At 44.3% G+C, this 12,703-nt stretch carries 11 protein-coding genes and 1 pseudogene; 4 read left to right on the forward strand and 8 right to left on the reverse strand.

From position 1 onward, the window contains the following. Positions 1-41: 41 nt before the first annotated feature. From clpX to AB4484_RS19395, 4 genes and pseudogenes are all read right to left on the reverse strand, one after another. Positions 42-1,322 (reverse strand): ATP-dependent protease ATP-binding subunit ClpX, encoded by a 1,281-nt coding sequence (gene clpX / locus AB4484_RS19380; protein WP_009847283.1) that lies wholly within the window; start codon positions 1,320-1,322, stop codon positions 42-44. Positions 1,323-1,403: 81 nt separating this feature from the next. After that, positions 1,404-2,030 carry an ATP-dependent Clp endopeptidase proteolytic subunit ClpP gene (clpP, locus tag AB4484_RS19385; RefSeq protein WP_004736080.1) on the reverse strand — a complete coding sequence of 209 codons (627 nt, stop codon included), beginning with the start codon at positions 2,028-2,030 and terminating at the stop codon, positions 1,404-1,406. Positions 2,031-2,135: 105 nt separating this feature from the next. After that, on the reverse strand, positions 2,136-3,434 hold the full coding sequence (tig, locus tag AB4484_RS19390) for a trigger factor (RefSeq protein ID WP_017106221.1): 1,299 nt from the start codon (positions 3,432-3,434) through the stop codon (positions 2,136-2,138). Positions 3,435-3,728: 294 nt separating this feature from the next. Further along, positions 3,729-3,911, reverse strand: a pseudogene (locus AB4484_RS19395) (hypothetical protein); the annotation flags it as partial. 163 nt (positions 3,912-4,074) lie between these two features. On the opposite strand from AB4484_RS19395, the gene AB4484_RS19400 reads away from it, so the two are divergent. The 3 genes from AB4484_RS19400 to AB4484_RS19410 all read left to right on the forward strand — a co-directional run bounded on the left by AB4484_RS19400 (position 4,075) and on the right by AB4484_RS19410 (position 7,611). After that, positions 4,075-5,895, forward strand: a complete 1,821-nt coding sequence (locus AB4484_RS19400; RefSeq protein WP_372079867.1) for an ATP-binding protein — start codon at positions 4,075-4,077, stop codon at positions 5,893-5,895. Positions 5,896-5,924: 29 nt separating this feature from the next. After that, a complete protein-coding gene (locus AB4484_RS19405) occupies positions 5,925-7,271 on the forward strand; it encodes a sigma-54-dependent transcriptional regulator (protein WP_372079869.1) in 1,347 nt (448 codons plus the stop codon). A 157-nt stretch (positions 7,272-7,428) separates the two neighbouring features. Next, the gene (locus AB4484_RS19410; RefSeq protein ID WP_017064086.1) at positions 7,429-7,611 is read left to right on the forward strand and encodes a hypothetical protein; all 183 of its coding nucleotides are present in this window, start codon (positions 7,429-7,431) and stop codon (positions 7,609-7,611) included. A 74-nt stretch (positions 7,612-7,685) separates the two neighbouring features. Here the strand turns inward: AB4484_RS19410 and AB4484_RS19415 are convergent, their stop codons facing one another. The 3 genes from AB4484_RS19415 to AB4484_RS19425 all read right to left on the reverse strand — a co-directional run bounded on the left by AB4484_RS19415 (position 7,686) and on the right by AB4484_RS19425 (position 10,865). Then, entirely contained in the window at positions 7,686-9,047 is a 1,362-nt protein-coding gene (locus tag AB4484_RS19415; RefSeq protein WP_017060625.1) for a TRAP transporter large permease, read from the reverse strand. A 2-nt stretch (positions 9,048-9,049) separates the two neighbouring features. After that, positions 9,050-9,805 carry a TRAP transporter small permease gene (locus AB4484_RS19420; protein WP_372079871.1) on the reverse strand — a complete coding sequence of 252 codons (756 nt, stop codon included), beginning with the start codon at positions 9,803-9,805 and terminating at the stop codon, positions 9,050-9,052. A gap of 64 nt (positions 9,806-9,869) precedes the next feature. Beyond that, positions 9,870-10,865: a TRAP transporter substrate-binding protein gene (locus AB4484_RS19425; protein ID WP_372079873.1), complete on the reverse strand. Its 996-nt coding sequence runs from the start codon at positions 10,863-10,865 to the stop codon at positions 9,870-9,872. A gap of 347 nt (positions 10,866-11,212) precedes the next feature. On the opposite strand from AB4484_RS19425, the gene AB4484_RS19430 reads away from it, so the two are divergent. After that, positions 11,213-11,620, forward strand: a complete 408-nt coding sequence (locus AB4484_RS19430) for a thioesterase family protein (RefSeq protein WP_048607892.1) — start codon at positions 11,213-11,215, stop codon at positions 11,618-11,620. Between the two features lie 11 nt (positions 11,621-11,631). Here the strand turns inward: AB4484_RS19430 and AB4484_RS19435 are convergent, their stop codons facing one another. Continuing rightward, positions 11,632-12,474, reverse strand: a complete 843-nt coding sequence (locus AB4484_RS19435; RefSeq protein ID WP_372079908.1) for a 4'-phosphopantetheinyl transferase superfamily protein — start codon at positions 12,472-12,474, stop codon at positions 11,632-11,634. Positions 12,475-12,703: the final 229 nt, after the last annotated feature.

The raw sequence follows: 12,703 nt of genomic DNA on the forward strand, positions 1-12,703 counted from the left end.
TTACCTCCTTTTTCAATTTGAGTGACTTGTCTAAAAAAGACCTACTCTGCAACAGCTGCTTGGTTATCTGAGTTGCTGTAAATCAACAGTGGTTCTGACTCACCATTAATTACAGACTCATCAATCACAACCTTGCTTACATCAGTTGAAGATGGCAGTTCGTACATAGTTTCTAGTAGAACACCCTCCAAGATAGAGCGTAGACCACGAGCACCTGTTTTACGGTTCATTGCTTTCTTAGCAATTGCGCGTAGGGCGTCTTCACGGAATTCTAACTCTGTATCCTCAAGCTCAAATAATGCTGCGTACTGTTTTGTCAGTGCATTCTTTGGCTCACATAGGATTTGGATTAGCGCTTCTTCATCAAGCTCTGTCAGTGTTGTTGTCACAGGTAGACGACCAATGAATTCTGGAATCAGACCATATTTCACTAGATCTTCAGGTTCTACTTGAGTGAACAATTCACCAATCGTTTTGGTTTCGTCTTTTGAACGCACTTCTGCGCCAAAGCCGATACCTGAACCTGTTTCTACACGCTGTTCAATCACTTTATCTAGGCCTGCAAACGCACCACCACAGATAAATAGGATCTTAGACGTGTCCACTTGCAAGAACTCTTGCTGTGGATGCTTACGACCACCTTGAGGTGGAACTGAAGCAACTGTACCTTCAACAAGTTTTAGTAGAGCTTGCTGTACACCTTCACCAGACACGTCACGCGTGATTGATGGGTTTTCAGCTTTACGAGAAATCTTGTCGATTTCATCGATGTAAACAATGCCGCGTTCCGCTTTCGCTACGTCGTAATCACATTTCTGAAGCAACTTCTGGATGATGTTTTCAACATCTTCGCCCACGTAACCTGCTTCGGTTAGTGTTGTTGCGTCTGCCATTGTGAAAGGAACGTCTAGGAAACGAGCCAGTGTTTCAGCCAGTAGTGTTTTACCACTACCAGTAGGACCGATAAGAAGAATGTTACTCTTACCTAGCTCTACGCCTTCAGCTGTCGTATCACCATTACGTAAACGCTTGTAGTGGTTATAAACTGCAACTGCTAGCACTTTCTTCGCGTATTCTTGACCGATTACATAGTCGTCAAGATGCTCACGAATCTCACGCGGCGTTGGCAGCGATTCCGATTCTTTCTTAGGAAGAACATCTTTAATTTCTTCACGAATAATGTCGTTACAAAGATCGACACATTCATCACAAATGTAAACAGAAGGACCTGCGATTAACTTGCGAACTTCGTGTTGGCTTTTGCCACAGAAAGAGCAGTAAAGCAGTTTACCGCTACCACCCTCTTTGCTTTTATCTGTCATTCGCTAACCTCTTAGCCTTAACTCTCTATGCTTGAGTGTATATCAATTTGAATCACTTTGCGTTAAACAATTGCCCTGCAATTATTGACCGCGGTGATTAAGAACTGAATCCACTAAGCCGTATTCTACTGCTTGATCAGCAGACATGAAGTTATCACGATCTGTATCGCGCTCAACAACTTCTAGAGGCTGACCTGTATGCTCTGCCAATAGTTTGTTTAGCTTTTGTTTGATCGTTAGGATCTCTTGCGCGTGAATTTGAATATCAGACGCTTGGCCTTGGAAGCCGCCAAGTGGCTGGTGAATCATTACACGTGAGTTTGGAAGCACGTGACGCTTACCAGGCGTACCACCCGCTAGTAAGAATGCACCCATAGAGCAAGCTTGACCCATACATACTGTGCTCACGTTTGGCTTGATGAACTGCATTGTGTCGTAGATAGACATGCCTGCTGTTACGCTACCGCCAGGTGAGTTGATGTAAAGATAGATATCTTTGTCTGGGTTTTCTGATTCCAAGAAAAGCAGTTGAGCCACGACAAGATTTGCCATGTGGTCTTCCACTTGACCTGTTAAGAAAATGATACGTTCTTTTAATAGACGAGAATAAATATCGTAAGAACGTTCACCACGGGAAGTCTGTTCAACCACCATAGGAACTAGTGCGTCCATAATCGATGGCATTGTATTTTTTTCTTGGTAGCTCATATTCTTATGTCCCTAAAATAAATGGCCCGAATGATTAAATCATACGGACCATTGTTAGCAGAATTGTTGACCGTACGTCAACCTTCTACGTCAGATATTACTATATTAAGCAGGTTGCTGATTCATTAGCTCGTTGAAGCTAACTTCTTTATCAGAAACTTGAGCTTTAGCGATGATTGCATCAATAGCTTGCTCTTCTAGAGCAACATTGCGCATGTTGTTCATCATTTGCTCGTTTTGCTCGTAGTAAGCAATAACTTCTGTTGGATCTTCGTATGCTGTAGCCATCTCTTCGATGATAGCTTTAACTTTCTCGTCGTCAGCTTTTAGCTCTTCAGTCTTGATTACTTCACCAAGAAGAAGACCTACAACTACGCGACGTTTAGCTTGCTCTTCGAACAGCTCACGTGGAAGTTGGTCAGCAGCTTCAGTGTTGCCACCGAAACGTTGAGCAGCTTGTTGACGTAGAACACCGATCTCTTGATCGATAAGAGCAGAAGGTACGTCGATGTTGTTTTCGTTAACTAGACCGTCGATAGCTTGCTCTTTGATGCGGTTCTTAACAGCTTGCTTAAGCTCACGCTCCATGTTCTTACGAACTTCAGCTTTAAGACCTTCAACGCCGTCAGCAGCGCCGAACTTAGAAACGAATTCTTCGTTTAGTTCTGGAAGTTCACGAGCTTCAACTTTGTTCAGCTTGATAGAGAACTTAGCAGCTTTACCTTTTAGGTTTTCAGCGTGGTAATCTTCTGGGAAGTTTACGTCGATTTCGAATTCCATACCTGCTGTTTTACCAACGATACCGTCTTCGAAGCCAGGAATCATGCGACCAGCGCCCATCTCTAGTGGGAAGTTCTCAGCTTTGCCGCCTTCAAACTCTTCACCGTCGATAGAACCAACGAAGTCGATAGTTGCACGAGAACCAGCGTCAGCAGCAGCTTCAACTTCAGTCCAAGTTGCTTGTTGCTTACGTAGAGTTTCGATCATCTCTTCAACGTCAGCTTCTTTAACTTCTACTGCTGGTTTCTCAACAGTGATGTTTTCTAGACCTTTCAGCTCAACTTCTGGGTAAACTTCAAAAGTTGCGTTGAATACTAGGTCAGCGCCTTCGTTGTTTTCAACTGGTGCGAAAGTAGGTGCGCCAGCTGGGTTGATTTTCTCTTTAACGATCGCTTCGATGAAGTGACGTTGCATTACTTCGCCCATCACGTCTTGACGTACTGCTTTGCCGTACATTTTAGCAACCATCTTCATTGGCACTTTGCCTTTACGGAAACCATCGAAACGACGGTTTTTCGCGATGTTGCGTAGTTCAGCTGTAACTGCATCTTCGATGTTAGCAGCAGGAACAGTAATATTAAGACGGCGCTCTAGGCCTTCTAGCGTTTCAACAGTAACTTGCATTATATAAACCTCAAAACTGGCTCAGTAATCTGAGCATATGAGCCGTAACTTAGCTTTAATTCAAAAGCAGACGTTGTTGGCTGCATCCTTGTGTAGTGCTCTATCCGAACACCTAATTTAAAATCGAGCATTGATGTCTGAATTGATTATTCAACCAAACACCAGACTAATCAGCGATATCTTCGTTCTTCACACGTCGATTAAAACGCAATAAAGCTTGTTTTCAGAAACAAGAAAGGTATCTCCGATTAGCCTCAGGACAGAAATTTTAGACGCGACATTCTAGCGATCTGTTTAATCTCTGTCGAGCCGTTCACCTCTGCATGATGATGAATGCTCTAAATTCGTCCAACTAAGTGATACAAAAACGATCAAATCATCACTTAGCACAACAGAAATGGGGACAATAGCGACTTTTTCAAGGGAATCGAGGGCTTTTTTTGCTAAAAACCTTAAAAAGAGATCTTGCTCTTGTTTTACCCCTCAGAGTCGATAACTTTTTCAACAATCCCCGTTACAAACCCTTAACCTACACCCATCTGTTCACTCTCTGCTTTCAGCAAAAACTACCGCTATTTGCTACCATAAACGAGAGAAGACAGGCTTGATTGTTTACCAAAGAAATTAGCGGAGAGCCTTCATGTTTCAAGCTTTTAGAATCCCAATACTATTAATGGCCACATACAGTTTACTGATGGTGTTTGGCGGTCATTGGGTGTGGAGCACAAGCCATGAAAGTTTGTTAAATGATCATCAATCTAAGCTGGACCGCTTTTCGGTTCATATTTCAAGTCAATTGGACAAATTCGCGCACATACCCGAGCTACTTTCAAAAGACAAAGAGCTGGTCGATGCCCTGCACTCTCCAAGTAACTCTGCGCAAATCGAACTCACTAATCGCTATCTAGAGCACGTAAACTCGGTGATTCAAGCATCCGACACCTATCTACTAGACAGTATCGGCACCACCATTGCAGCCAGTAACTGGAATCAACCGCGTTCTTTTATTCGCCGTAATTTTGCTTTCCGTCCTTACTTTCAAGAAGCGATTATTGGCAATGAAAATCAATATTTTGCGCTAGGTTCAACCTCAGGAAAGCGAGGCTATTATTATTCTTATCCTGTCTCCTATGCCGCCGAGATTATTGGCGTCATTGTCGTAAAGATGGATTTATCGCTGATTGAAGCAAGTTGGAAAGGCAAACAGAGTTTTTTTGTTGCTGACGATAAAGACCAGATCGTATTTATGTCGAGTAACCCTGAGTGGCTATTCAAAAGCCTTCAGCCGCTAAGCGAAGCGCAACACACTCGAATTCAAGAAAGCAGGCAGTATCTCGATACAAAAATAGAAAGCCTGCACTTCTCTGGCGATTTAGACAGTGCCACCAGTCGTATTGAGTCGCCACACAAACTCGTCCAAGAGCAGTTCTTTAGCTCTTCGCGTTTCCTAGCCGAACCAAAACTCACAATCCGAGTATTTTCTCCAACCCACTTAGTTTGGTGGGACTTAGTTGCTTACCTTGTGGTTCTGAGCCTTATCTTTGCGATTATTTATCTAACGATGCAGCTCAACCACCATCGACAACAAAGACGCGCTCAGATCGATAGACTGCAATCCGAAGCTAAACAAAAGCTTGAGTTTCAAGTGCTTGAGCGTACATCGGAGTTGCATGTCGAGATCAAACACCGTATCGAAACCGAGCATGTGCTGAGGCAAACTCAAGACGAGCTCATCCAAGCCGCCAAACTGGCAGTGCTAGGGCAGATGTCAGCTAGCATCAGTCACGAACTGAATAACCCGCTTGCCGCGATTCGCAGTTATGCCGACAACGGCCGACTGTTTCTGGCCAAAGATAAAACCGATCGAGTCGACGACAACCTATCTCGAATCTCAGCGCTTACTGATCGTATGGCGAAAATCAGCCACCAGCTTCGCTCCTTCGCCAAGAAATCCACCGCGGAAGAGCTACACACATTACAAATACTTCCAGTTTTACATTCATCGAAAGAGCTGATGAAGCCACAACTCAAGAGCGAGCGAGTTAAAGTCAACGAACTCCCGGAAACCTTTGATGCTTGCGTGCTCGCCAACGCCATTCAACTGGAACAGGTGATCATTAACCTGCTGACTAACGCGATTCAGGCGATGGAGCAACAAGATGACAAACAATTAGCTATTCTGTTAGAGATTAGAGAGTCCGACCATCAACAAGCCAATACCTTGCTGATTCATGTCGATGATAACGGCCCCGGCTTCACCTCCCCTTCGAACGGAAACTTTTTTGAACCCTTCCATACCACCAAGAAAAACGGACTTGGACTTGGGCTATCGATTTCTCAACAAATAATCAGCGGAATAAATGGCAAGCTCGTTACCGGTAGCAGTCCCCAAGGTGGTGCTCGATTCAGCATAGAGTTGCCCCTTGTTGAACAAGAACAGCAAGTAAGAACTCAGCAATAACCAGAATACAAAGAAGTAAAGGAATCACTATGTGTCACGTCTATTTCATTGATGATGAATCCGATCTAAGAATGGCGATTGAACAGAGCTTCGAGCTCGCCGACATTGATGCCGAATTCTTTCCCGATGCGGAGTCTGCTCTGCTCGCGATTCAAGAAAACGGCTTACCTCACGTGATCATCACTGATATCTGTTTACCGGGTCTATCCGGGCATGATCTGCTCAACACCGTGATGTACAAAGACAAAGAGATCCCCGTAATTATGATTACTGGTCACGGCGATATTTCAATGGCCGTTCAAGCCATCCAATACGGCGCCTATGACTTCATTGAAAAACCTTTCGCTAATGAACGCCTAATCGAAACCACTAAGCGAGCGATAGAAAAACGTCAGCTCACCCTTGAGAATCTTGAGTTAAAACGTTCACTTAAGGCCAGCCAAGCACTTGGCCCAAGGATCATTGGTGACACGCAATCAATGACGGAGCTGCGGTCTATCATCACTCACGTGGCCGACACTAATGCCGACATATTGCTATTTGGCGAGACAGGTACAGGCAAAGAATTAGTTGCACGCTCTCTACATGAACAAAGCAGTAGGCGAGAACAAAACTTCGTCGCGGTCAATTGCGGCGCGGTCCCTGAAAACCTGATTGAGAGTGAACTTTACGGCCATGAAAAAGGCGCATTCACTGGCGCTGAAAGCAAGCGAGTGGGTAAATTTGAATTTGCTCAAGGCGGAACTCTATTCTTAGATGAAATCGAATCCATGCCGATGCAGGCACAAATTCGCCTATTGCGTGTATTGCAAGAACGCGTCATCGAAAGAGTTGGGTCTAATGGTTTAGTCCCTCTAGACATTCGAGTGATTGCGGCAACTAAAGTCGACCTAAAGAAAGCCGCAGAAGAAGGCACTTTCCGCCAAGATCTCTATTACCGACTCAATGTTGTGACCTTAGATTTACCTCCGCTAAGAAGCCGACAAGAAGATATCCCAGCACTCTTCCACCACTTCTTACTGGTCGCTGCGGCGCGTTATGGCAAGACAGCCCCTGCCCTTCCACAAAAGGAGCTGCACGCGCTTTTGGCTCATGACTGGCCGGGAAATGTTCGAGAATTACGTAACAGCGCTGAACGCTTCATTTTACTCGGAAAATTAGCTCAACTGGGTGATGGTGCGAACTCAGAGATCCACTCTGACGCTAGCATTAGCCTATCGGACCAAGTGGCAGAGTTCGAAAAAGCGGTGATCGAACGCGCGTTGATTGAGAATGAAGGGAGTATAAAATTAACTATGTCTCAATTAAATGTCCCAAGAAAAACGCTTTACGACAAAATGCAGCGTTATCAAATCGACAAAGATAATTTTAAGTAAAACAATAGATTTCGAAGTGAATAATTAAGCTGTGGGATAAAAGAATCAAACACGAAATAAAACGCAAAGCGTAACTTAATCTGAATGTATATCGAAACTGGCAGAGATAAGGTTCATCTTCCATAATTTATATGTCGACTTCAAGGATAAGTTGCATATGAATGAAAAAACGACCATCCCTGTCATTGTAGATACAGTGCTGATTGATGACCATTATGAAGTAGAAAGAAGATCTGGGCGCGAGCGAAGAAAGAAAAAAGTACGCTGGAAAGGTTATGACAGGCGTTTAAGCGGCACAATAAGGCGCGGGAAAAATAAAGCGATAGATGAAAAGGTGTAACTCTTCATCTATCGCCGTTATTTACATTGATAATAAAACCGTTAGTTACACTAGCCGTGTAACTAAACCGCCCACTACTTGGTTATGATTTCCGGTCCCATCAATGTAGTCGGTAACCATGTTGATACCCACGGCACGTAAGTGACGATAATCAGGAATAAGAACATCACGCCAACCCACGGCAACGCTGCTTTTACCACGTTCATCATCGACATCTTCGCGACCCCTGCGGTCACAAACAAATTGAGCCCAACAGGCGGCGTTATCATCCCTATCTCCATGTTCACTACCATCATGATACCTAAGTGGATTGGGTCGATACCGAGTGCAATAGCGATTGGGAATACCAATGGCGCAACGATGATCAGCAAGCCTGATGGCTCCATGAACTGACCACCAATCAAGAGTAAAACGTTCACTACAATCAAGAAGGTGATCGGCCCTAAGCCTGCAGAGAGCATAGACTCAGTGATCATTTGAGGAATGCGTTCTTCGGTCAGTACATGCTTAAGAATCAGAGCGTTGGCAATGATAAACAGCAGCATAATCGTCAGCTTACCTGCATCGTAAAGCGTGTCTTTGGTGTCTTTATGGAAGAAAGTTTGGAACACTTTTACCAAAGCAGGCTTTGTATTGTTCTTGTCCGCAAACGGCCCCATATCTTTATAGATAAAGTTGGCGATAAAGAAGGCATACACCGCAGCTACTGCCGCCGCTTCTGTCGGAGTAAAGATACCGCCGTAGATACCACCTAGAATGATGACAATCAGCAGCAAGCCCCAACTCGCATCTTTCGCAGCTGCGAACATCTCGCCCCAACCCACAAATGGCTGCGCCGGAATCTTCTTAATACGTGCTGCAATGTAGATAGCAATCATCAGCATCACACCCGCTAACAGGCCAGGAATAACGCCACCTAAGAACATACGACCTACCGATACATCGGTCGCCGCCGCGTATACCACCATCACGATGGACGGTGGAATCAAGATACCCAACGTACCTGCGTTACAGATAACCCCTGCCGCGAACTCTTTTGAATAACCGTTTTTGATCATACCTGCGATAACGATACTACCGATCGCCACTACCGTTGCAGGAGATGAACCAGAAAGGGCTGCGAACATCATACATGCCACAACCGACGCCATCGCCAAGCCGCCGCGAAACCAACCCACCATCGCGATAGCAAAACGGATAATACGTTTCGCCACGCCACCAGTAGACATGAAGCTAGAGGCCAAGATAAAGAAAGGAATCGCTAAGAGTGTGTAGTGGCCTGCAAAAGCATTAAACAGCGTTTGTGCGACTGAAGCTAATGACGCATCTGAATGCATCAATAAAAATATTACGCTCGATAAACCGAGGGAAATTGCAATTGGCACACCGACCAACATGAAAGCAATTACCATTAAAAATAGAAATAACATTGCCATGATTAGTCTTCCTTACCGTTAGATTTTGTACTCGACTCATTCGCTTTGTTCTGCGGAGTCGAATTCAATACCGCTGTTGCGTCGTCGTCAGAGCCCGCTAGCACATCCGCTTTCAACGCATCCAGCTCTTCTTCGGCTTCGTGTCCTGCAATCATGCGGTCAAGCTTGCCTGTTACGACTTGGTAAGCAACTTGAGTAAAACGGAACGTCAGCATTGCCATGCCAATCGGCAGCGCCATATAAGGAATAAAACGTGGTAGTTTCTCGTATCGCTCGCCTTCATTTAGCCAGTCAGCAAGAAACTGAAGCATCTCTGGCATTGGAATATCGTCGGTCTCATACCATGCGCGATCGGTCGCGAATGGGTACCAATAATTCCAAGAGCCGATAAGAAGTAAGATTGAAAATGCTAGGCAGCTTGTCACAGCGATTAGCGCATACACTTTGCGTAGCTTTTCTGGGGCAAGGTTAATGATCACATCTACACCGATGTGGAAATGTTTTTTAACGCCATAAGATGCGCCCACTAACACCATCCAAGCAAACATGAACACAGTCAGTTCCAGGGCCCATAAGATGTTGTCATTGAATGCGTATCGAAATACCACGTTGGCAAAAGTAAGTAACGTCATTGCGCCAAGAAAAAATGCGATTAATGACTCTTCAATCACATCCGTAACGCTTCCGACTTTGGAAAAAAGAGAGGTTTCCAGTGCTGATTCGCTAGAATTTGGTTGTTCCATTTGAGGCTTTTCCATAATTGACTCCGCTTATAATTGTTTTAATAAGGAGTGACGAATACTCGCCACTCCCTTAGCGGTGTTATTGGTTTGAAGCTAACGCTGCATCGATAAGGTCTGAACCGATGTCTTTTTCAAACTTCTTCCATACTGGTTGAAGTGCAGCTACCCATGCTTCACGCTGTTCAGGCGTAAGTGTACGAACCTCACCACCCGCTTCGATGATGTTGTTTTTGTTCGCTAGGTTAACTTTTGAAGATTCTGCATTACGCGTCTCAGACACTTCTTGAACGATAGTGCCAAGCTGTGTGCGTACATCTTCAGGTAGGTCTTTCCAGAAGTCGTTTGACGTTACCACTAGGTAATCCAAGATACCGTGATTGGTTTCAGTCACGCCGTCTTGTACTTCAAAGAACTTCTTACCGTAGATGTTTGACCATGTGTTCTCTTGGCCATCGATAACCTTAGTTTGCAGGCCACCGTACACTTCTTTGAAAGACATCTTCTGTGGGTTAGCGCCTAGTTGTTCAAACTGAGCCACCAATACATCCGATGCTTGAACACGGAATTTCAAACCTTTTGCATCTTCAGGGCTGATAAGAGGTTTGTTCGCCGACATCTGTTTCATGCCATTGTGCCAAAACGCAAGACCTTGCAGGCCACGACGCTTCATCGCGTTCTTCAGCTTTTCACCAGATTCTGAGTTTTGGAAACGGTCAATGGCTTCTACGTCTTCAAATAGGAAAGGAAGGTCAAAAATGCGGTATTTCTTAGTGAACTTCTCAAATTTTGACAGCGATGGCGCCGCCATTTGAACATCACCATTTAACAGGGCTTCCAGTACCTTATTATCATCGTAAAGTGTTGAGTTAGGGAAAACTTGCATACAAGCTTTTCCATTCATTTCTGTGTTTACTCGCTCTTCCAGTAAAGAAGCGGCGATGCCTTTCGGGTGCTTATCGGTATTGGTTACATGACTGAATTTAATCACGATTTCACCAGGGTCACAGTTTGCAGCAGCATTAAAACTTGTGAGCGCCAGAGCAGATACAGACAGCAGGGTAAGAGGCTTAAACATTATTATTCTCCTTAGTAAACAAAGCAGCCCTTCAATGGGAACTGCGTGCTTTCACTAAGGCAATTAGCGCGCCACATTAACACAACTCATTAACAAGCCTTTAACCACAAGGCTTCATCAGCTCTACCAATAGTCGTCGCCAACTCGCCGCATAAATTAATGGGTGGAAAATGACACATAGAATATTTGTAAATGGGTGGAAGCTGACCAATGTATTAGTAATGAATAAGGCCGAATGAGGTCTGACCAAAAGCCACATTACCGATGATGTCTTGAAGTAATTTCGACCTATCCTGTAGAGTGCTGCACAACTTAGTCAGATTTACACTTAATAAGAGTTGATACCAATGAGTCAGATCTACCATCACCCAGTACAAATTTACTATGAAGATACCGATCACTCAGGTGTGGTTTATCACCCTAACTTTCTAAAGTACTTTGAGCGTGCGCGCGAACATGTCTTGGGCAGCGATAAACTGGCGGAATTGTGGAATGAGCACGGACTAGGTTTTGCGGTCTATAAAGCCAACATGACTTTTCAAGATGGGGTTGAGTTCGCTGAGATCTGCGACATCCGAACCTCTTTTGAACTCGATGGAAAATACAAAACCTTATGGCGACAAGAGGTGTGGCGTAAAGATGCGACTAAGCCTGCCGTGATTGGTGATATTGAAATGGTCTGCCTTGATAAAGACAAGCAACTGCAGCCAGTGCCTGCTGAAGTATTAAAAGCGATGCTTGGCGAGTCGAGCTAGGTTTATTTTATCTACATAGACGTAAAGAGATGAGACGACGAAAAGGTTCTCATCTCTATATGCATGGGTAGCAAATTTCCGCCAAGCGTCACCGCAAAGCGATACTGTTCATCCAGCCGCCCTAAGCAACACTGCCAATCTGTAGAACTATCGTCTTGTTGAGCAGAATCCAAATTCAACCCAATCCCGCTATGTAGCCTGATTTCGTTATACAAGCCTGATTGAAAGCCTGACGAACTGAGTTCCAATGCTTGCTTGGTCAAAAATGTTCGCTTGGTCAAATTAGAGAAATCGAACGAGAAGCTTCGCAACGATGTGGCTAGCCCCTTGCCCGTCGCTTTGATGTACGACTCCTTCAGCGCCCACAGATCGAAAAAACGCTCTCTCTGCAGCTCTTTACTAAGTTCAAGTAAATCCGCTAATTCTTTATTTGAAAAATAGTGCTTCATGATCGAATCGATATTGGTCGAGCTTCTTGCATATTCGATATCGACACCCAATTGAACTGGCTTCCCTTCTCGTTGGCAAACTGCAATCAACAAATGTTCTTTGCTATGACTGATATTGAAATTTAACCCCGTCTTGAGTTGCTGTTCGGCGACTAAACTGGGCTTTCCTTTCTCACCATATTCAAAGCGCCACGCTTCGGGCATTAAATCAGAATAGCTAGACAACACCTTTCTTAGGTAGTTGCGAACATACAGGGCTTGAACTTGAGATGAGGGCATTCGATACCGCTCAACTTTCGCTATTTCATCAGCTGTGAGTGTCTGTTTGAGGTGTGACTTACTGCCTACATCATCACGCAAATCACTCAAAGAACATAGCCACAAATCAACGATTGGATTTTTCAATTTACTCACGCTCACTTCTTCAAACCACTTATCAAAAAACCATCAAAACGAACAAATTTAAGTCACCTATGATTTGAGATAAACATAGAGAATTTGCGCAGGAAACACCCTTCATATAGGGACTTAAAACTAACTTTTAAAATAATAACAAATTAAAACACAGATCACACTCCACCTTACGGAACAGACATCTATTAAATGTTACTTACAAAAATCTGACATAGATCTC

The sequence above is a fragment of the Vibrio sp. 10N.261.46.A3 genome (assembly GCF_041472995.1).
GTDB classification, from domain to species: Bacteria; Pseudomonadota; Gammaproteobacteria; order Enterobacterales; family Vibrionaceae; genus Vibrio; species Vibrio coralliirubri.